General features: G+C 71.5%; 17 protein-coding genes. 11 read left to right on the top strand and 6 right to left on the bottom strand.

The window, feature by feature from the left end:
• Window positions 1–56 precede the first annotated feature (56 nt).
• Window positions 57–1,181, bottom strand: coding sequence for a multiple monosaccharide ABC transporter substrate-binding protein (gene chvE / locus CFP66_RS26100; protein ID WP_198961690.1), 1,125 nt, complete (start codon window positions 1,179–1,181; stop codon window positions 57–59).
• A 337-nt stretch (window positions 1,182–1,518) separates the two neighbouring features.
• Between chvE and CFP66_RS26095 the strand changes: the two genes are divergently transcribed.
• Window positions 1,519–2,163 (top strand): DedA family protein, encoded by a 645-nt coding sequence (locus tag CFP66_RS26095; protein ID WP_094927819.1) that lies wholly within the window; start codon window positions 1,519–1,521, stop codon window positions 2,161–2,163.
• Between the two features lie 81 nt (window positions 2,164–2,244).
• Window positions 2,245–2,652, top strand: coding sequence for a DoxX family protein (locus CFP66_RS26090; protein ID WP_094927818.1), 408 nt, complete (start codon window positions 2,245–2,247; stop codon window positions 2,650–2,652).
• Between the two features lie 398 nt (window positions 2,653–3,050).
• On the opposite strand, the gene CFP66_RS26085 is transcribed toward CFP66_RS26090, so the two are convergent.
• The gene (locus CFP66_RS26085; RefSeq protein WP_094927817.1) at window positions 3,051–4,505 is read right to left on the bottom strand and encodes a glutamate synthase subunit beta; all 1,455 of its coding nucleotides are present in this window, start codon (window positions 4,503–4,505) and stop codon (window positions 3,051–3,053) included.
• Window positions 4,498–9,033: a glutamate synthase large subunit gene (gene gltB / locus CFP66_RS26080; RefSeq protein WP_233159726.1), complete on the bottom strand. Its 4,536-nt coding sequence runs from the start codon at window positions 9,031–9,033 to the stop codon at window positions 4,498–4,500. The genes CFP66_RS26085 and gltB overlap by 8 nt, the downstream gene beginning before the upstream one ends.
• A gap of 488 nt (window positions 9,034–9,521) precedes the next feature.
• Here gltB and CFP66_RS26075 point away from each other — a divergent pair, with 488 nt between their 5' ends.
• Window positions 9,522–10,202 carry a (2Fe-2S)-binding protein gene (locus CFP66_RS26075; protein WP_198961676.1) on the top strand — a complete coding sequence of 227 codons (681 nt, stop codon included), beginning with the start codon at window positions 9,522–9,524 and terminating at the stop codon, window positions 10,200–10,202.
• Here CFP66_RS26075 and CFP66_RS26070 read toward each other — a convergent pair.
• From CFP66_RS26070 to CFP66_RS26060, 3 genes are read right to left on the bottom strand one after another with little or no spacing between them, the layout of a single operon-like run.
• Window positions 10,199–10,552: an Asp23/Gls24 family envelope stress response protein gene (locus CFP66_RS26070; protein ID WP_233159725.1), complete on the bottom strand. Its 354-nt coding sequence runs from the start codon at window positions 10,550–10,552 to the stop codon at window positions 10,199–10,201. The genes CFP66_RS26075 and CFP66_RS26070 overlap by 4 nt on opposite strands.
• Window positions 10,549–11,148: an Asp23/Gls24 family envelope stress response protein gene (locus tag CFP66_RS26065; RefSeq protein ID WP_233159723.1), complete on the bottom strand. Its 600-nt coding sequence runs from the start codon at window positions 11,146–11,148 to the stop codon at window positions 10,549–10,551. Before CFP66_RS26065 ends, CFP66_RS26070 begins: the two co-directional genes overlap by 4 nt.
• Entirely contained in the window at window positions 11,139–11,735 is a 597-nt protein-coding gene (locus tag CFP66_RS26060) for an RNA polymerase sigma factor (protein ID WP_369805159.1), read from the bottom strand. The genes CFP66_RS26065 and CFP66_RS26060 overlap by 10 nt, the downstream gene beginning before the upstream one ends.
• A 104-nt stretch (window positions 11,736–11,839) precedes the next feature.
• On the opposite strand from CFP66_RS26060, the gene CFP66_RS26055 reads away from it, so the two are divergent.
• The 8 genes from CFP66_RS26055 to CFP66_RS26025 all read left to right on the top strand — a co-directional run bounded on the left by CFP66_RS26055 (window position 11,840) and on the right by CFP66_RS26025 (window position 18,842).
• Entirely contained in the window at window positions 11,840–12,187 is a 348-nt protein-coding gene (locus tag CFP66_RS26055) for a hypothetical protein (RefSeq protein WP_094927814.1), read from the top strand.
• Between the two features lie 130 nt (window positions 12,188–12,317).
• Window positions 12,318–13,787 (top strand): trigger factor, encoded by a 1,470-nt coding sequence (tig, locus tag CFP66_RS26050; RefSeq protein WP_094927813.1) that lies wholly within the window; start codon window positions 12,318–12,320, stop codon window positions 13,785–13,787.
• A 176-nt stretch (window positions 13,788–13,963) separates the two neighbouring features.
• Window positions 13,964–14,575 carry a ClpP family protease gene (locus CFP66_RS26045; protein ID WP_094927812.1) on the top strand — a complete coding sequence of 204 codons (612 nt, stop codon included), beginning with the start codon at window positions 13,964–13,966 and terminating at the stop codon, window positions 14,573–14,575.
• 11 nt (window positions 14,576–14,586) lie between these two features.
• Entirely contained in the window at window positions 14,587–15,222 is a 636-nt protein-coding gene (locus tag CFP66_RS26040; RefSeq protein ID WP_094927949.1) for an ATP-dependent Clp protease proteolytic subunit, read from the top strand.
• 185 nt (window positions 15,223–15,407) lie between these two features.
• Entirely contained in the window at window positions 15,408–16,691 is a 1,284-nt protein-coding gene (gene clpX, locus CFP66_RS26035; protein WP_094927811.1) for an ATP-dependent Clp protease ATP-binding subunit ClpX, read from the top strand.
• Window positions 16,692–16,954: 263 nt separating this feature from the next.
• On the top strand, window positions 16,955–18,340 hold the full coding sequence (locus CFP66_RS26030) for an OFA family MFS transporter (protein WP_094927810.1): 1,386 nt from the start codon (window positions 16,955–16,957) through the stop codon (window positions 18,338–18,340).
• Window positions 18,337–18,477, top strand: coding sequence for a hypothetical protein (locus tag CFP66_RS48625; protein ID WP_198961675.1), 141 nt, complete (start codon window positions 18,337–18,339; stop codon window positions 18,475–18,477). The genes CFP66_RS26030 and CFP66_RS48625 overlap by 4 nt, the downstream gene beginning before the upstream one ends.
• Window positions 18,478–18,527: 50 nt before the next feature.
• The gene (locus CFP66_RS26025) at window positions 18,528–18,842 is read left to right on the top strand and encodes a DUF6457 domain-containing protein (protein WP_198961674.1); all 315 of its coding nucleotides are present in this window, start codon (window positions 18,528–18,530) and stop codon (window positions 18,840–18,842) included.
• Window positions 18,843–19,390: the final 548 nt, after the last annotated feature.

Genomic DNA, 19,390 nt, shown 5'->3' with positions numbered 1-19,390 from the left:
GACGATCGCCGGCCGGCCCGGTGGTGTCACGGGCCGGCCGGCGGGTCGGGGGTGGGTCAGCCGGACTGGCCGCTGGCGACCTCTTCGGCCGTCCAGTAGCCGGAGTCGACCAGCGCGGACTGGATGTTGTCCGCGTAGACCGTCTCGATGGGCAGCAGGTAGGACGGCACGACCTTGACACCGTTGTCGTAGGTCTCGGTGTCGTTGGCCTCCGGCTGGCCCCCGCCGAGGAACGCCTCCGCGGCGGCGACGGCCTGCTCGGCCAGCAGCCGGGTGTCCTTGAAGATCGTGGAGTTCTGCACGCCGTCGGCGATCAGCTTCACCGAGGCGATCTCCGCGTCCTGACCGGTGACGACCGGGATCGCGTTGTCCGCGCTGCCGTAGCCGGCGTTCTGCAGGGCGGTGATGATGCCGCGCGAGATGCCGTCGTAGGGCGAGAGGACCCCGTCGAGCCGCGAACCGTCGTTGTAGCTGGCGGTCAGCAGGTCCTCCATGCGCTTCTGCGCGGTCTCCTGCTGCCAGCGCAGGATGGCGACCTGCTCCACGGCGGTCTGCCCGCTCTTGACGACGAGCGTGCCGTCGTCGATCTTCGGCTGGAGCACCGACATCGCCCCGTCGAAGAAGTAGCCCGTGTTGTTGTCGTCCAGCGAGCCGGCGAACAGCTCGATGTTGAACGGACCGGTGGCGGTGCCCGGTGACCCGTCGGGGTTGAGGATCCCGAGGCCGGTCAGGAGGGCGGTGCCCTGCTGCACGCCGACCTCGCGGTTGTCGAACGTGACGTAGAAGTCGACGTTCTCGGTGCCGCGGATCAGCCGGTCGTAGGCGATCACCGGGATGTTCGCGTCGGCGGCGGCCTGCAGCTGGCTGGAGAGCGCGGTGCCGTCGATGGCCGCGATGATCAGGGCATCGGCACCCTGAGTGATCATCTGGTCGACCTGCTGCGACTGGGTGGGGATGTCGTCGTTCGCGTACTGCAGCTCGACCTGGTAGCCGGCGGTCTGCAGCTGCTGGCGCACGTTGTCGCCGTCGGCGATCCAGCGCTCCGAGGTCTGCGTCGGCATCGACACCCCGACGAGGAGCTCCTCGGCCGGCGCATCGCTGCCGGCGCCGCCCCCGCCGCCGGCTCCCTCGCCGGCGCAGGCCGCGAGCGTGAGCGCCAGTGCGGCGCCCGCTGCGACCATTCCGAGCCTTCTCTGCACGTCTCCTCCTCGAGGTGCGAGCTCCCCGATCCGGGTGAGCCTGCGTCCGGGCCCGTGTTGGGCGGGCCCCAATGTGAGCGCTAACAGGCGGCAGCGTCAACCCTTTGGGTGGACGTGGCCGTTACGGTCGGATAACACACTCGCAACGGCACCTTCTGCTGCTGCGGACGGTCGTCCTCGTGACGGCGAACGGTACGACAGGCGACGGCCGGGGGTAGGGACAGCCCCCCGTCCGATCGGGGTGCACACCGGCCTGATCGGGAGCGCCGAAGCGAGGAGGCTGGGGTGCGGCCGGTGGACCAGGGGAGCAGGGGGCGGGATGGACATCGCTTTGCTGCTGCACACGGGGTGGCTCGTGCCGGTGCTCGCCCTGCTCGTCACGCTGGACGGGCCGTTCCCCGTGGTGCCGAGCGAGCCGCTGCTGATGACGGCCTCGGCGGTCGCCATCGGCGCCCACGACGTGCCGTTGGCGCTCGCGCTGCTCGCCGCCGCGTTCGTCGGCTCCGTCGCGGGCGACCACCTGCTGTTCGCGCTCGGACGTACGTCACGCCGGGTGTCGGCGCCCCGGGAGGGCGGGATCGCGGGGTGGGTGCGCCGCAACGTGGCACACCGGCCGGCCGCCACGATCGTCGGCGCGCGCTTCGTGCCCGGCGGGCGGCTGGTCAGCACCACGGCCGCCGGCCGCTACGGCGTCGGGCTGCGCCGGTTCCTGCCGTGCTCGCTCGCGAGCTCCGCGCTGTGGTCGGTGTACATGATGGGTGTCGGGCTCCTGCTGGGCCGGTTCACCGATGGCGACCCGCTGCGCGGACTGCTGGCCGGCGTCGCGATGGGCGTGCTGACCGGCGGCGCGTTCGCGCTGATCGACCGGCTCCGGCGGCGGTCAAGAACCGCGGTCGCGGCCCATGATCGGCAGTTCGGCGCGTTCGAGTGTCGATTTCGCCCGTTTTCGCGCCCGACTTCCTGATCAAGGCCGTCGGGCTGGTGTCCGCCGCCCTCGAGGAGGACCCTCGTGCGCACGGTGCGACGACGCAGAGGGGGCTCTCCCATGAGGATCGCGGTCTGGATCGTGTCGGTGCTGCTGGCGCTGGCGTTCCTGTTCATCGGCGGGATGAAGGTGATGATGTCCGTGGCCGATCTGGCGGCGGGCAGCCAAGGGGTGCCCGTCGTGCTCCTCAAGATCGCGGGCTTCGCCGAGGTGCTCGGCGCGCTGGGCCTCGTCCTGCCCGCGGCCACGAGGATCCTGCCCGTCCTGACGCCCGTGGCGGCCACCGGACTCGTGATCACGATGATCGGTGCGACCGGCATCAACATCGCCATCGGCTTCTATCCGATCGCGGTGCAGACGGCGGTGCTCGGCGTACTGGCCGCGTTCGTGGCCTGGGCCCGGTTCGGGCCGGCGGCGATCGCACCGCGCGGGACGGGTCGACCGACGCTCGACACCGCCGCGGGCTGATCCACGCCGCTCTCGTCACTTCCCGGGCCTCGGGGTGGCGACGGGCCTTCACCGCGACCACCCGCCGACGCACCCCTTCTGCGTTGGTGCGACCGGTCGACGGGGTGCGTGGCGCGAATCCGGGAGAGTGACAGAGAACGGGGTGCCCTCGACCCGGTGCCGCGAGGTGTTGCCGCTGCTCGTCCCCGTGGCCCTGGTCGTTCCGCGGAACGCAGAGGCGGCCATGATCAGCGAAAATGGTTCCAGAGCGGCAGATCTGCGGCTCTGGCACCACTCCTGGCGATCATGACGACGAGCCGGCGTGCGAGTCGTACGTGGGCGCGGTCGGGAGGCCCTGACGTACGACTCGCACCGCGCGCCGCCGCGGGATCACAGCCGGCGAACGGGAGCGCCGTTCCTCAGGTGAGCGGGCGGTCCGTCGGGGCGATGGGCCTCGGGAGGACGTCCCGGCCGGTCAGGTACGCGTCCACACCCGCGGCCGCCGCTCGGCCCTCGGCGATCGCCCAGACGATCAGGCTCTGGCCGCGGCCCATGTCGCCCGCCGAGAACACGCCCTCGACGCTCGTCATGAACTCGCCGTTGCGGGCGACGTTGCCGCGCTGGTCCAGCTCCACGTCGAGGTCGGCGAGCAGCTTGCCCTTCTCCGGCCCCACGAAGCCCATGGCCAGGAGCACGAGCTGTGCCGGGATCTCCTTCTCCGTGCCCTCCACGGGCACGAACCGGCCGTCGGCGCCGCGGGAGACCTCGACGAGGCGCAGGGCGGTGAGCTTGCCCTCGGCGTCGGCGACGAACTCGGTGGTGTTCACCGAGAACAGCCGCTCGCCGCCCTCCTCGTGCGCCGAGGAGACCCGGTAGACCATCGGGTAGGTCGGCCAGGGCATGCCCTCGGTGCGCTTCTCCGGCGGCGTCGGCATGATCTCCAGCTGGGTGACCGACCGGGCGCCCTGGCGGTGCGAGGTGCCCAGGCAGTCGGCGCCGGTGTCCCCGCCGCCGATGATCACCACGTCCTTGCCCTCGGCAGTGATCGGCGGGGCGTCGATGTCGCCCTGCTGCACGTGGTTGGCCCACGGCAGGAACTCCATCGCCTGGTACACGCCCTCGACCTCGCGGCCCTTCGCGGGCAGGTCGCGCCACGCCGTGGCCCCGCCGGCGAGCACCACGGCGTCGAAGTCCGTGCGCAGCTGGTCGGCCGTGACGTCCGTGCCGACGTCGACGGAGGCGCGGAAGTGCGTGCCCTCGTCGCGCATCTGGCGCAGCCGCCGGTCGAGGCGCTTCTTCTCCATCTTGAACTCGGGGATGCCGTAGCGAAGCAGCCCGCCGATGCGGTCGGCGCGCTCGTACACCACGACGTCGTGCCCGACGCGGGTGAGCTGCTGCGCGGCGGCCAGCCCGGCCGGGCCGGAGCCGACGACGGCCACCTTCTTGCCGGTCTTCGTGGCCGGGGGCTGCGGACCGACCCAGCCCTCCTCGAAGGCGTGGTCGATGATCTGCAGCTCGACCTGCTTGATCGTCACGGCGTCGCTGTTGATCGCGAGCACGCATGCGGCCTCGCACGGCGCCGGGCACAGCGTCCCGGTGAACTCCGGGAAGTTGTTGGTGGCGTGCAGTCGCTCGATCGCCTCCCGCCAGTCGTGGCGGTAGACCAGGTTGTTCCACTCCGGGATCAGGTTGCCCAGCGGGCAGCCCTGGTGGCAGAACGGGATGCCGCAGTCCATGCAGCGGCTGGCCTGGCGTTCGAGGTCGGTGTCCGGGAACTCCTCGTAGACCTCGCGCCAGTCCATGAGCCGTAGCGGGACGGGACGGCGGGTCGGTGCCTCGCGGGGGACCTTCAGGAAGCCCTTGGGGTCAGCCATGTGCCGCCTCCATGATCGCCTGGTCGATGTCGCGGCCGTCGCGCTCGGCCGCGGCGCGGGCCTGCAGCACCCGCTTGTAGTCCTTGGGCATGACCTTGCCGAACCGGTCGACGGCCACGTCCCAGTCGGTGAGCAGGTCGTGCGCGACCGCCGAGCCGGTCTCGGCGTGGTGGCGCTCGACGGTGGAGCGCAGGAACTCGCGGTCCTCGTCGTCGAGCGGGTCGATGTCGACCATCTCGTGGTTGATCCGCCTGCGGGGCAGGTCGAGCAGGTAGGCGACGCCGCCGGACATGCCGGCCGCGAAGTTGCGCCCGATGCCGCCCAACACCACCACACGGCCGCCCGTCATGTACTCGCAGCCGTGGTCGCCGACGCCCTCGACGACGGCCAGCGCGCCCGAGTTGCGCACGCAGAACCGCTCGCCGACGACGCCGCGGATGAACATCTCACCCGAGGTGGCGCCGTAGCCGATGACGTTGCCCGCGATCACGTTCTCCTCGGCCGCGAACGGGGCCGCCGGGTCCGGGCGCAGCGTGAGCCGCCCGCCCGAGAGCCCCTTGCCGAAGTAGTCGTTGGTGTCGCCGACCAGGCGCAGCGTGATCCCGGCGGGCACGAACGCGCCGAAGCTCTGACCGGCCGAGCCGCTGAGCGTGACGTCGATCGTGTCGTCGGGCAGGCCCTCCCCGCCCCACTGCTTCGTGAGCTCGTAGCCGAGCATCGTGCCCACGGTCCGGTTGACGTTGCGCACCGGGAGTTCCAGGTGCACCTTGTCGCCGAACTTGAGCGCGCCCTCCGACAGCTCGATCAGGGTGTTGTCCAGGGCCTTGTCCAGGCCGTGGTCCTGCGCCTTGATCCGGTGGCGGGCGGCGCCGGGTGGCAGCTCCGGCATGTGGAAGACGGGGGAGAGGTCGAGCCCCTCGGTCTTCCAGTGCCGCACGGCGTCGTCGGTGTCGAGCACCTCCGCGTGCCCGACGGCCTCCTCGATGGACCGGAAGCCCAGCTGTGCCAGGTGCTCGCGCACCTCCTGCGCGATGAAGCGCATGAAGTTGACGACGTACTCCGGGCGTCCGTCGAACCGCTTGCGCAGCTCCGGGTTCTGGGTGGCGACGCCGACCGGGCAGGTGTCGAGGTGGCAGACGCGCATCATGATGCAGCCCGACACCACCAGCGGCGCCGTCGCGAAGCCGAACTCCTCGGCCCCGAGCAGGGCGGCGATGACGACGTCACGGCCGGTCTTGAGCTGCCCGTCGGTCTGCACGACGATCCGGTCGCGCAGGCCGTTGGCCAGCAGCGTCTGCTGCGTCTCGGCCAGGCCGAGCTCCCACGGGCCGCCGGCGTGCTTGATGGAGCTCAGCGGCGAGGCGCCGGTGCCGCCGTCGTGCCCGGAGATGAGCACGACGTCGGAGTGGGCCTTCGCCACGCCCGCCGCGACCGTGCCGACGCCGACCTGGCTCACGAGCTTGACGTGCACGCGCGCGGCCGGGTTGGCGTTCTTCAGGTCGTGGATGAGCTGCTTGATGTCCTCGATCGAGTAGATGTCGTGGTGCGGCGGCGGGGAGATCAGCCCGACGCCGGGCGTGGAGTAGCGGGTCTTCGCGATCCACGGGTAGACCTTGCTGCCCGGCAGCTGCCCGCCCTCGCCCGGCTTGGCGCCCTGCGCGATCTTGATCTGCAGGTCGTCGGCGTTGACCAGGTACTCACTGGTGACGCCGAACCGGCCGGACGCCACCTGCTTGACCGCGCTGCGGCGGGAGTCGCCGTTCTTGTCCGGGCTGAAGCGGCCCGGGTCCTCCCCGCCCTCGCCGGTGTTGGAACGGCCGCCGAGCCGGTTCATCGCGATCGCGAGGGTCTCGTGCATCTCCTGGGAGATGGAGCCGTAGGAGATGGCCCCGGTGCCGAACCGCTTGACGATCTCCTCGACCGGCTCGACCTCGTCGATCGGCACCGGTGGGCGGGCCCCGTCCTTGAACCGGAACAGGCCGCGCAGCGTCATGAGCCGCCCCGCCTGCTCGTCGACGGCGCGGGTGTACTCCTTGAAGACCTCGTAGCGGCCCTGGCGGGTGGAGTGCTGCAGCTTGAACACGGTCTGCGGGTTGAACAGGTGCAGCTCACCCTCGCGGCGCCACTGGTACTCGCCGCCGACCGGCAGCGACCGGTGGTTGGCGCGCACCTGGTCCGGCGGGAACGCGCGGCGGTGCGAGCGCAGCACCTCCTCGGCCAGCACGTCGAAGCCGACGCCGCCCAGCCGCGAGGTGGTGCCGGTGAAGCAGGTGTCGATGACCTCGCGGCCGAGCCCGATCGACTCGAAGATCTGCGCACCGGTGTAGGACGCCACCGTCGATACGCCCATCTTCGACATGGTCTTGCGCACGCCCTTGCCCAGCGCCTTGACCAGGTTCTTCGCGGCCTTGGCCGGGTCCACGCCGGGGATGTCGCCGCGCAGGGCGAGGTCCTCGACGGTGGCCATGGCCAGGTACGGGTTGACGGCCGCGGCGCCGAAGCCGATCAGCAGCGCGATGTGGTGCACCTCGCGGGCGTCACCGGACTCGACGATGAGGCCCACCCGGGTGCGGGTGCGCTCGCGCACCAGGTGCTGGTGGACCGCCCCGGTGAGCAGCAGTGAGGGGATCGGGGCGAGGTCCTTGGTGACGCCCCGGTTGGACAGCACGATCAGCCGCGCGCCGTCCTCGATGGCCTCCGACACCTCCTTGCAGATCTCCTGCAGCCGCCGCGCCAGCCCGGCCCCGCCCTCGGCGACCCGGAACACTCCCATCGCCGTGACCGACACGAAGCCGGGGAACTCCCCGTCGTCGTTGATGTGCGCGATCCGGGCGAGGTCGTCGTTGCCGAGCACCGGGAACGGCACCGAGATCGTGCGGCAGGTGGCCGGGCTCGCGCCCAGCAGGTTCTGCTCGGGCCCGAGCATCGAGCCGAGCGAGGTGACCAGCTCCTCGCGGATCGCGTCCAGGGGCGGGTTGGTGACCTGGGCGAACAGCTGGGTGAAGTAGTCGAACAGCTGCCGCGGCCGCTCCGAGAACGGTGCGAGCGGCGCGTCGTTGCCCATGGAGCCGATCGGCTCCGCGCCGGAGCTCGCCATCGGCTTGAGCAGGAGGTTCAGCTCCTCCTCGCTGTAGCCGAACGACTGCAGGCGCAGGTTGAGCGCGGCGTGACTGGGAACCTCGCGCTCGCGCGGCGCCAGGTCCTCGAGCCGGATCAGGCCGGCGTGCAGCCAGTCGGCGTAGGGGTGCTCGGCCGCCAACGCGCCCTTGACCTCGGCGTCGTCGATGACCCGGCCCGCCTCGGTGTCCACGAGGAACATGCGGCCCGGCTCGAGCCTGCCCTTGCGGATCACGGCGGAGGGCTCGACGTCGAGAACCCCGACCTCCGAGGCCAGCACGACGGTGCCGTCCTCGGTGATCCAGTAGCGCGCGGGGCGCAGGCCGTTGCGGTCGAGGACGGCGCCGATCTGGGTGCCGTCGGTGAAGCAGACGAGCGCGGGGCCGTCCCACGGCTCCATCAACGTGGAGTGGAACTCGTAGAAGGCCCGGCGCGCCGGGTCCATCTCGTCGTGGTTCTCCCAGGCCTCCGGGATCATCATCAGCACCGAGTGCGGCAGGCTGCGCCCACCCAGGTGCAGGAGCTCGAGGACCTCGTCGAACGTGGCGGAGTCGCTGGCGTCGGGCGTGACGATGGGGGAGAGCCGGGCCAGGTCGCCGGGGATGACGTCGGAGGCCAGCAGGGCCTCGCGCGCGGCCATCCAGTTGCGGTTGCCGCGCAGGGTGTTGATCTCACCGTTGTGCGCCACGTACCGGTAGGGGTGCGCCAGCGGCCACGCCGGGAACGTGTTCGTGGAGAACCGGGAGTGCACGACGGCCAGCGCGCTCGTCACGCGCTCGTCGGACAGGTCCGGGTAGAACGCCTCGACCTGCGGCTCGGCCAGCATCCCCTTGTAGACGATGGTGCGTGGCGACAGGCTCGGGAAGTAGGCGCTCGTCGCGTGCTCGGCGCGCTTGCGCAGGCAGAACGTGCGGCGCTCCAGGGCGAGGCCCGTCTCGTCCTCGGCACCGGCGACGAACAGCTGGCGGAAGCCCGGCATGGCGGCCAGCGCCGTGGGGCCCAGATCGGCCTTCTCCGGGTCGACGGGCAGCTCGCGCCACCCCAGCACCCGCAGGCCCTCCTCGGCGGCGAGCCGCTCGATGTCGGCGACCGCGGCGTCGGCAGCACCGGAATCGGCCGGCAGGAACGCCGTACCGGCCGCGTAGGCACCCTCGGCGGGCAGCGGGAACTCCACGACCGCCCGGAAGAACTCGTCGGGCAGCTGGATCAGGATTCCCGCGCCGTCGCCGGTGTTGGCCTCCGCGCCCCGGGCCCCGCGGTGCTCCATGCGCAGCAGCGCGGTGAGCGCCTTGCGGACGATGCCGTGGCCGCGGCGGCCTGCGAGGTCGGCAACGAAGGCGACACCGCATGCGTCGTGCTCGAACTCCGGGTTGTACAGACCTGCCGAGGTACCCGCTGGGATCGCAGCCAAGAGTGCCTCCATATATGGTCGCCTCCACCGGATGTGCGGGGTGGAAGAGCGATCGTGGTGGTTACGGACGGTCGCGCTGGGAAAGGAGTATCGGGCCGGCCCCTCGGCTCCGCCGGTTCTGGTGCGGGCTTCGGGTACGACGGCAGCACCGTGCGTCCGGACGTGGTGGCCGCGGACGCCGGCACGACGACCGGACACCGTGGTGGGGCGTCGGCCGGTTCTTGCGCACGATTGCGAGCGCACGCGGCAGCGGGTGCGGTTTCGCGAGGGGACAATGTTGCACGTCGGGGTGGCGATTCGCCAGTGAGGGCCGACGTGACCACGGCTACCGGCCTTCGACGCGCGACATCGACCGTTCGGCGGGTATTGTGTCGGGCCGGTTTCGCCCATGTGCCGGTTCGTCCCGCTGCGGCTGCCGCCACCGTACCGCGCCGTGAGCGTCCGTGCGCGTGCCGTGACCAGGCGCCCGACCCCGTCACACTGGGGACGTGGATGTGCTCGCGGTGCTCGCCGACGTCGCCGGCCTCGGGCCGTACTTCACGATAGGCACCGGGCCCGCCGAGGAGGGCGAGCGCCCGGTGGCCGACCTGCACACCGACCCGCAGCCGCTGCAGGACCGCATCGCCCACGTGCGCCGGTCGCTGCGCAGCGACAACCGGGTGGCCGCCTCGCTCGCGTTCCAGGGCCTCGCGGCGCAGCTCGTCTCCGCGCCGTACGCGGCCGCCGTCCTGCACGGGGTCGTGCCGGCCCTGACTCCCGACGACCTGCACTGGCGGCGCACCCCGGACGGGGGATGGGCGCTGCGCAGCGGTACGACCAGGTCCGCCCCCGCGCTCGGCCCGTTGCTGGACGAGCTGCTCGTGCCGCTGGTGGCGGCGGTGCGTGCCCAGGTCGCGGTGTCCGAGCGGCTGCTGTGGGGCAATGCGGCGTCGACGATCGCGGCCGCGAAGCGGCTCGTCACCGCGGCGCGCCCCGCCGCGGCCGCTCGGGCCGCCGAGGTTGCGCAGGCGCTGCTCGCCTCGGGGGCGCTGGCCGGCTCCGGGGAGCTGCTGGCGCCCCGCGAGCCCGACCGCTTCTGGACCTTCCGCAGGCGCAGTTGCTGCCTCTACTACCGCGTGCCGGGCGGCGGGCTCTGCGGGGATTGCGTGCTCACGAGGGCGTCCGGCTAGTCCAGCAGCACGTCCGCGATCGTGACGGTCACCAGCGCGTCGAGGCCGGTGTAGTCGCGCACCCCCGTGGCCACCTCCCGCTGCACGGCACGGGCGAGGTCGCGGCAGTTGTGGCCGAGGCGGCTCACGATCGTCACCCGCACCTCGGCCGAGTCGCCGTGCACCGCGGCCGTGACGCCGTCGGCGGGCAGCCAGGAACGGTCCTGGCCGAGCACCACGCCCGCGACCCCGAGCAGGGCCTGCGCCAGATCGGCACGCAGCGCCACCACGCCGGGCACCTGGCGTGCGTGCCGGGCCGCGACTCGCGCCACGACGGCGTCGCCCACGTGCATCCGCACCGGCCCGGTCACGGTCGCTCCTCGCGCGCGTCGTCCTCGAAGAGGTCCACCACGTGGATGTCCACCGTGCGGACCGGCAGCCCGAGCGCCTGCTCGCCCGCCGCGACCACCATCTGCCGCACCCGCGCGGTGACCGACGCCAGGTCGACGCCGAACCGGGCGGCGACCGTGATGCGCACGTCCAGCGCGTCGCCGCCGTCGCCCTGACCGTCGCCGTCCTGCGTGATGCGGCAGCTGCGGGCCCGCAGGCCGCCCATCCCGTCGACGACGCGGCGCAGCACCGCGGCTGCCGCGGGCGTGCTCAGCTGCGCGGGCCCGTGCGGCGAGGGCAGCCTCAGCACCTCCTGCGGGCGCAGCTCGGTGAACAGGGCGCCCATCACCCGGTCCAGCACGGTGTCGGGCGGCTCGATCTCCTGCGCGGCCATCCGGTGCACCACCGCGTCGAGGCCGCGCGCGTCGGCGTAGGCCGCCCTGCAGTGCGGGCAGCCCCGCTCGTGCTCGTCGAGGGAGGTGCCTCGCGCCGCCCGGTCCCACAGCCGCGCCGCGTCCCGGCCGCAGGCGAGCGGGGCGACGGGCTCGTCGGGGGTCGCCTCGGGGTTCACCGCCACGGTCGCATCACCTCCGCCAGCTGCAGGCGCGCACGGTGGATCCGCCCGCGTACCGCATCCTCGCTCGCGCCCGTGATCTGCGCGATCTCGACGTACCCGAGGCCCTCCAGCTCCCGCAGGACCCAGCAGACGCGCAGCTCGTCGCGCAGACCCTGCACGGCCCGGCCCAGGGCCGCCATCCCCGCGTCGACCTCGGCCGAGCGCTCGGGGGAGTCGCGGGCCACGGCCTCGTCGACGGCCTCCTCGACGCGCTCGACGGGCAGTGGCCTGCGCCGCCGCAGCATGCCGAGGCAGCGGTTCGTCACCACGCGGTACATCCACGTGGAGAAGGCGGAGTCGCCGCGGAACCCGCCGATCCGCCGCCACGCGTCGAGCAGCGCCTCCTGCAGCGCGTCCTCGGCCTCGCCGGGATCGCCCATCACCCGCACGGCGAGCCGGTACAGCGCGGCCTGGTGGCGCCGGGCGAGCGCCTCGAACGCCCGGACGTCACCCTCCTGGGCCCGCACCACGAGCGTGGTCTCGTCGAGCTCGGCGGCGCGCGGAGCGGCGTCCACCGCCTCCCGCCGCATCCTCCGGCTCGCCGTCACCGCACTCTCACCGCACCCCACCCGACCGACCCCCCGACACGGTAGCCGGGGCGCCTCGCCCGGCGGTGACCACGCCGGGTCCGGCCGGGCGATAACCTGCGTCGGTGCCCGACGCCCCGGACCAGGCCCCGGACCAGGCCGCGGAGGTCGCCGCCGCCGTGCTGGCGCATCCGGCGGTGGCCCGGCTCGACGGCGGCCCGTTCGGCACGGTGGCCTCCTACCGGCCGGGACGGCGCCGGTTGCTCGGCGTGCGCCTCGGGGTCGGTGAGGAGCCCGTCGAGCTCGCCGTCGTCGTGCGGCTGGGCATCCCGTTGCCGCGCCTGGCCGAGGAGCTGGGCGCCGTCGTGCGCGGCGTGCTCGGCCCCGTGCCGGTCGAGGTGACGTTCTCCGACGTCGTGTCCGCCCCGCCGCGCGCAGCGGCCCGCCCGGGCCGGGACCGGCCGGACCCGTAGACTCGCGAGGACGACCGGCCGGAAGCCCACGGCAACGCGGCCGGGCGGGCCTGCGGGCCCACCTCGCCGCGGCCCGCGCCGCACCCAGAGTACGAACGCACGTCCAGTACCAATGAGGAGTCATCCCACCGTGAAGAGCACCGTCGAGCGGCTGAGCCCGACGCGAGTCCGGATCAACGTCGAGGTGCCCTTCGACGAGCTGAAGCCGGACTTCGACCGGGCCTACAAGAAGATCGCCCAGCAGGTCCGCGTCCCCGGGTTCCGCCCGGGCAAGGTCCCGGCCCGCATCATCGAGGCGCGCCTCGGCCGTGGAGTGGTGCTCGAGGAGGTCGTCAACGGCGCGGTGCCCACCAAGTACACCGAGGCCGTCACCGCCGCGGAGGACCTCACCCCCATCGGTCGCCCCGACATCGAGGTCACCGAGATCGCCGACGGCGACAAGCTGGCCTTCAAGGCCGAGGTCGATGTGCGCCCGGAGATCGAGCTGCCCGACCTCGGCTCGCTCGCGGTCTCCGTCGACGACGTCGAGGTCACCGACGCCGACGTCGACGAGCAGCTGGAGAACCTCCGGGCCCGCTTCGGCACCCTCACCGGCGTCGACCGCCCCGCCGCCAAGGACGATTTCGTCCTCATCGACCTCTCGGCCGCAGTCGACGGCAAGCCCGTCGAGGAGGCCTCCACCACCGGGTTCTCCTACCAGGTGGGCCAGGGCGGGCTGATCGACGGCATCGACGAGGCCGTCGAGGGGCTGTCCGCGGACGAGGAGGCCACCTTCACCTCCACGCTGGTCGCCGGCGAGTTCGCCGACCGCGACGCCGAGGTCACCGTGAAGGTCACGGCGGTCAAGGAGCGTCAGCTCCCCGACGCCGACGACGAGTTCGCCCAGCTCGCCAGCGAGTTCGACACGCTCGAGGAGCTCACCGCCGACCTGCGCGAGCGCCTCGGACGCGTCCGCCGCATGGAGCAGGTCACCCAGGCGCGTGACAAGGTGCTCGACGCCCTCGTCGAGGCCACCGAGGTGCCGCTGCCGGAGAGCGTCGTGCAGGCCGAGGTCGATTCCGCCCTCCACGACGCGGTGCACGGCTTCGACCACGACGAGGAGCGCTTCGCCGAGGTCCTGCAGTCGCAGGGCCGCACGCGCGAGGAGTTCGACACCGAGACCCGGGAGACCGCGGAGAAGTCCGTGCGCACCCGCCTCGTGCTCGACGCGCTGGCCGACCGCGAGCAGACCAGCGTGGACGACCAGGAGCTCACCGAGCGCATCGTCTACCAGGCGCAGCAGTACCAGATGGACCCCCAGGAGTTCGTCCAGCGCATCCAGCAGGCGGGCCAGCTCGGCGCCGTCTACGCCGACGTGCGCCGCAGCAAGGCGCTCATCTCGGCGGTGCGCGCGGCCACCGTCACCGACGAGTCGGGCACCGAGGTCGACATGTCCGACCTGCTCGGTGACGACGAGCCCGAGGTGGCCGAGGTCGAGGCCACCGACGCCGAGTCGACCGAGGTCGAGGCCCCCGAGGCCGAGGCCGTCGAGCAGCCGGCGGAGGACGCCGCGGAGGAGTCGGGTCAGGGGTCGCAGGAGAAGACGTCCGCCGGCTCCTGACGCCGGTCACGGGCGGCGCCACGCCCACAGCGAACAACCAGGCCGTACGGGGCGGTTTGTCGGCCCGCCCGCGTAGGGTCGAATTCGATGGACACGCGAGCCGAACCAGCAGAAGGCAGGGTGAAGTGAGGCCACAAGACACCGGCCCGCGTACCGCGGACCGTGGCGGAGCGGAGATGCGACGTGGCAGTGCGCCCACGGGGATGACGCTGTCCGACTCGGTGTACGAGCGGCTGTTGCAGCAGCGGATCATCGTGCTCGGCCAGCAGGTGGATTCCGAGATCTCCAACCGGATCGCGGCGCAGATGCTGCTGCTGTCGGCGGAGGACGCCGAGGCGGACATCGCGCTGTACATCAACTCGCCCGGTGGCTCGGTGCCCGACGGCATGGCCATCTTCGACACGATGCAGTTCATCCCCTGCGACGTGGCCACCTACGGCATGGGCATGGCGGCGTCGATGGGGCAGTTCCTGCTCTCGGCGGGCACACCCGGCAAGCGCTACGCGCTGCCGCACTGCCAGATCCTGATGCACCAGCCGTCCGCGGGTGTGGGCGGCACCGAGTCGGACATCACCATCCAGGCGGAGCTGTTCCGGCGCCACAAGCGCGAGATGGCGGAGCTCATCGCCGAGCACACCGGCCAGACGGTCGAGCGGATCATGACCGACTTCGACCGGGACCGCTGGTTCTCCGCGCAGGAGGCGCTGGAGTACGGCTTCGTCGACCACGTGATCGCGCGGGCCGGCCAGCTGCCGGACGCGGGGAGCCAGAACGGGAGCGGCAAGTGAGAAGCTTCGACATGCCGGGTGGACGGGCCTCAGAGCCGGCCCAGTCCCGCTACGTGCTGCCGTCCTTCGTCGAGCGCACGAGCTACGGGGTCAAGGAGTCCAACCCGTACAACAAGCTCTTCGAGGAACGCATCATCTTCCTCGGCGTGCAGATCGACGACGCGTCGGCCAACGACGTCATGGCGCAGCTGCTGTGCCTGGAGTCGGCCGACCCGGACCGCGAGATCAGCATGTACATCAACTCGCCCGGCGGCTCGTTCACGTCGCTGATGGCCATTTACGACACCATGCAGTTCATCCGCCCCGACATCCAGACGGTCTGCCTCGGGCAGGCCGCGTCGGCGGCGGCGGTGCTGCTGGCCGCGGGCACGCCGGGTCGGCGGCTCGCCGTGCAGAACGCGCGCATCCTGATCCACCAGCCCGCCACCGAAGGCTTCTACGGGCAGGTGTCGGACCTGGAGATCCAGGCGGCCGAGATCTCCCGGATGCGCAAGCTCCTGGAGTCCACCCTCGCGAAGCACAGCGGTCGTACGCCGGAGCAGGTCCACGAGGACATCGAGCGGGACCGGATCCTCACGGCCGAGGAGGCCAAGGAGTACGGGATGGTCGACGAGATCATCCAGAGCCGCAAGCTCTCCGCTGTCTGACAATTTTCTCCAGGCGTGGTCGGCTGCCGGGGCCGTGACGGTCCCGGCACCGACCGTCCGCCGACCCGTTGCCGAATCTCCGGTGCGCGAAGCTCCCCGGAGTTCGCGTCGGACGGGTACCGTCCAGAGAGCGCGCCTCCCGGACCCGCCGGGGCAGCGCAGAAGAGGATTTGGGGTCTGCACTCATGGCACGCATCGGCGACGGCGGTGATCTGCTCAAGTGCTCGTTCTGCGGGAAGAGCCAGAAGCAGGTCAAGAAACTGATCGCCGGCCCTGGCGTCTACATCTGCGACGAGTGCATCGATCTCTGCAACGAGATCATCGAGGAAGAGCTGGCCGAGGCCGGTGAGGTCAAGCTCGACGAGTTGCCCAAGCCCGCCGAGATCCACGACTTCCTCGACCAGTACGTCGTCGGTCAGTCGCAGACCAAGCGCACGCTGTCGGTGGCGGTCTACAACCACTACAAGCGCATCCAGGCGGGCGAGCGCCGCACCGGCGGCGACAACGGCGACGGCATCGAGATCGCCAAGTCCAACATCCTCATGCTCGGCCCCACCGGCTGTGGCAAGACCTACCTCGCGCAGACGCTGGCCAAGCTGCTGAACGTGCCGTTCGCGATCGCCGATGCCACGGCACTCACCGAGGCCGGGTACGTGGGCGAGGACGTCGAGAACATCCTGCTGAAGCTGATCCAGGCCGCAGACTACGACGTCAAGCGCGCCGAGACCGGCATCATCTACATCGACGAGGTCGACAAGATCGCGCGCAAGTCGGAGAACCCGTCGATCACGCGCGACGTCTCCGGCGAGGGCGTGCAGCAGGCGCTGCTGAAGATCCTGGAGGGCACCACCGCGAGCGTGCCGCCGCAGGGCGGGCGCAAGCACCCCCACCAGGAGTTCATCCAGATCGACACCACCAACGTCCTCTTCATCGTGGCGGGCGCGTTCGCCGGCCTCGAGAAGATCATCGGCGACCGGGTGGGCAAGCGCGGGCTGGGGTTCGGCGCCGAGATCCGCTCGAAGCGCGACCTCGACACGTCCGAGAGCTTCGGGGACACCTTGCCCGAGGACCTCATCAAGTTCGGCCTGATCCCCGAGTTCATCGGTCGCCTGCCGATCACCGCCTCGGTCACCTCGCTGGACAAGGACGCCCTGGTCAAGATCCTCACCGAGCCGCGCAACGCCCTGGTGAAGCAGTACCGCAAGCTGTTCGAGATGGATGGCGTGGAGCTGGAGTTCACCGAGGACGCGCTCGAGGCCGTGGCCGACCAAGCCATCCTGCGCGGCACCGGCGCCCGTGGCCTGCGGGCGATCATGGAAGAGGTCCTGCTGCCCGTCATGTACGACATCCCGAGCCGCGACGACGTGGCGAAGGTGGTCGTTACCGGGCAGACGGTGCGCAGCAACGTCAACCCCACCATCGTGCCGCGCACTCCGCCCCGTCGGGAGCGCCGCGAGCGCTCCGCCTGAACGGGCGGGCTCGGGCACCGAGCCACACACCACACGGCACCACCACGACGCCGGTCCGCTACTGCGGGCCGGCGTCGTGCTGTGGGTACCGCACCCGGCCGCACAGTTGGTGCGCCGTTCGTCGACCGTTCGGCGGCGGATGGGCCCGCCGGTCGCGGTGCCCGGCTCGCCGGCGGTCCACCTGCCCGAACAGCAGTTGCACGTGCACGTATCGCGATCTAGGTTCACGCGGACGTGTCTTGTGACGCCACTAGGGAGCTGCCATGACCGCCGGGTTCCTGCAACGCGAGCGGATCGTCGCGCCGCCGGGATGGAGCAGGTGGCTCGTGCCGCCGGCGGCACTCTCGATCCACCTCGCGATCGGTCAGGCGTACGCCTGGAGCGTCTTCAAGAACCCGCTCGCGGCCACCATGTTGGAGGGCAACGCTGCGGCGGGCACGCTGACCGCGCTGCCGTTCACGCTGGGCATCGTGATGCTCGGGGTCTCCGCGGCGGTGTTCGGCACCGCCGTCGACCGCAACGGCCCCCGCTGGGCGATGTTCATCGCCACGGTCTGCTTCTCCACCGGCTTCCTGGTGTCGGCGCTCGGCGTGTGGCTGAACCAGTACTGGCTGGTCGTCCTCGGGTACGGGGTGATCGGCGGGATCGGCCTGGGGATCGGCTACATCTCACCGGTGTCCACGCTGATCAAGTGGTTCCCGGACCGCCCGGGCATGGCCACCGGCCTGGCGATCATGGGCTTCGGCGGCGGAGCGCTGATCGCGTCGCCGTGGTCGGCGTCGATGCTCAGCGGGTTCGGCGCCACCGGCGACGACGCGCAGGCCGGCGGCATCGCGATGGCCTTCCTCGTCCACGGGGTCGTGTACGCGGTGTTCATGTCGGTGGGCTGGCTGCTCGTGCGGGTGCCCGCTGACGACTGGCGGCCCGCGGGCTGGCACCCGGCCGAGGCGAAGACGGGCTCGCTGATCACCACGGCGAACGTGTCGGCGAACAACGCGATCCGGACGCCCCAGTTCTGGCTGCTGTGGGTCGTGCTGACGTTCAACGTCACCGCGGGAATCGGCATCCTCGAGCGGGCGTCGCCGATCTTCCAGGACTACTTCCCGGACGCGGGCACGCAGATCGCGGCTGCCGCGGCCGGCTTCGTCGCGATCCTGTCGCTCGCGAACATGCTCGGCCGCTTCGTCTGGTCCTCGACCTCTGACCTGATCGGCCGCAAGAACATCTACCGCATGTACCTCGGCGTCGGGGCGCTGCTGTACCTGCTCATCACCCTCCTGGGCGACACCAACCAGGCGGTCTTCGTGATCGCCTCGATGCTGATCATCTCGTTCTACGGGGCGGGCTTCGCGACGGTGCCGGCGTACCTGCGCGACCTGTTCGGCACCTACCAGGTCGGCGCCATCCACGGCCGCCTGCTCACCGCGTGGTCCACGGCAGGGGTGCTCGGCCCGGTGATCGTGAACGGGATCGCCGACGCGCAGGAGGCGGCCGGGCAGGAAGGCCCCGCGGTGTACACCTTGGCGTTCTCGATCATGATCGGTTTGCTCGTCGTGGGCTTCGTCTGCAACGAGCTGATCCGGCCGGTGAACGAGCGCTACCACGAACCGGCCGACGTGGTCGCGGGCAGGACGGGGGCGAAGGCATGAACGCGAACGCGGAGACCACGGGTACCCGGTCCGGGCCGCCCGCCGTCGCGTGGCTGGCCTGGGTCTGGGTGGTCGTGCCGTTCCTGTACGGGCTGTACAAGCTGGTCGAGCGGATCCCCGCTCTGTTCGGTGGGTGAGGCGCCGATGCCGCCGAGCGGATGGACGGGCGCGCGGTTAGGGTCGCGACGTGGCTGAGAGCAGTGATGCGAGCGCCCTGTCCGAGTGGGTCACCGCCGTGGTGCGCGAGTTGGGTCTGGAGGGCGCGCTGGACACCGCCAGCAGCGTCGACATGGTGCTGGACCTGACCTCCGACGTGGCACACGGTGTGTCCCGCCCCGGCGCCCCGGTCACCGCGTTCCTGGTCGGCGTGGCCGCGGGACGCGCCGAGGACCCGGCGGTCGCGGCGCGCGACTACGCCCAGAAGATCAGTGCGCTGGCCGACGGCTGGCGGAGCGACGCCGAACGCGGCACCCCCGCCAACGACCAGAGCCGCCGAGCCTGACCCCCACCCGGGACGACCTCCGCGAGCCGAGGTGCCAGGAACGCGAGCCGCGCCCTGGACTCCCGCGAGTCGGGGCCCTGAGCCCCGCGAGTCGCGCCCTGAGTCCCGCGAGTCGCGCCCTACCCCCCGCGAGTCGGGCTCTGAGTCCCGCGAGTCGCGCCCTACCCCCCGCGAGTTGCGCCGTGACACCCGCGAGTCGGGCTCTGACCCCCGCGAGTCGGGCCCTGACCTCCGCCAGTCGGCGTAAGGGTGCGTGCGATTCGCGCTCCTGAGTCTCTGCGACTCGGGCTTCGGTGCGCCCCCGAGTCGCGGTGTGACGTGGGGCCGTGAGTCGGTGCCTGAAAGCGCATGAGTCGCGGCTCAGCATGTGGGTCGCGAGGCGGACGGGGCCCGTGCTGGCGAGGACATGAACGTTCTGGTTCGAGGTGTACGTACGGTTGGGCGGCCTCGTAACGGACGTGCGGATCAGACACCCGAACGGCGATGATCGATTCGATACGCACACCACGGCGGTCTGGGCGACCCTGATGTACTTCTCGCGGCGATCT

It is taken from the genome of Pseudonocardia sp. MH-G8 (assembly GCF_002262885.1).
In the GTDB taxonomy this organism is placed as follows: Bacteria; Actinomycetota; Actinomycetes; order Mycobacteriales; family Pseudonocardiaceae; genus Pseudonocardia.
This window is presented reverse-complemented; position numbering and strand designations above follow the sequence as displayed.

Coding starts and splice junctions, on each gene's coding strand:
- chvE (WP_198961690.1), bottom strand. CDS start 1,181: ATGGTCGCAGCGGGCGCCGCACTGGCGCTCACGCTCGCGGCCTGCGCC.
- CFP66_RS26095 (WP_094927819.1), top strand. CDS start 1,519: ATGGACATCGCTTTGCTGCTGCACACGGGGTGGCTCGTGCCGGTGCTC.
- CFP66_RS26090 (WP_094927818.1), top strand. CDS start 2,245: ATGAGGATCGCGGTCTGGATCGTGTCGGTGCTGCTGGCGCTGGCGTTC.
- CFP66_RS26085 (WP_094927817.1), bottom strand. CDS start 4,505: ATGGCTGACCCCAAGGGCTTCCTGAAGGTCCCCCGCGAGGCACCGACC.
- CFP66_RS26045 (WP_094927812.1), top strand. CDS start 13,964: ATGCGACGTGGCAGTGCGCCCACGGGGATGACGCTGTCCGACTCGGTG.
- CFP66_RS26040 (WP_094927949.1), top strand. CDS start 14,587: ATGCCGGGTGGACGGGCCTCAGAGCCGGCCCAGTCCCGCTACGTGCTG.
- clpX (WP_094927811.1), top strand. CDS start 15,408: ATGGCACGCATCGGCGACGGCGGTGATCTGCTCAAGTGCTCGTTCTGC.
- CFP66_RS26030 (WP_094927810.1), top strand. CDS start 16,955: ATGACCGCCGGGTTCCTGCAACGCGAGCGGATCGTCGCGCCGCCGGGA.
- CFP66_RS48625 (WP_198961675.1), top strand. CDS start 18,337: ATGAACGCGAACGCGGAGACCACGGGTACCCGGTCCGGGCCGCCCGCC.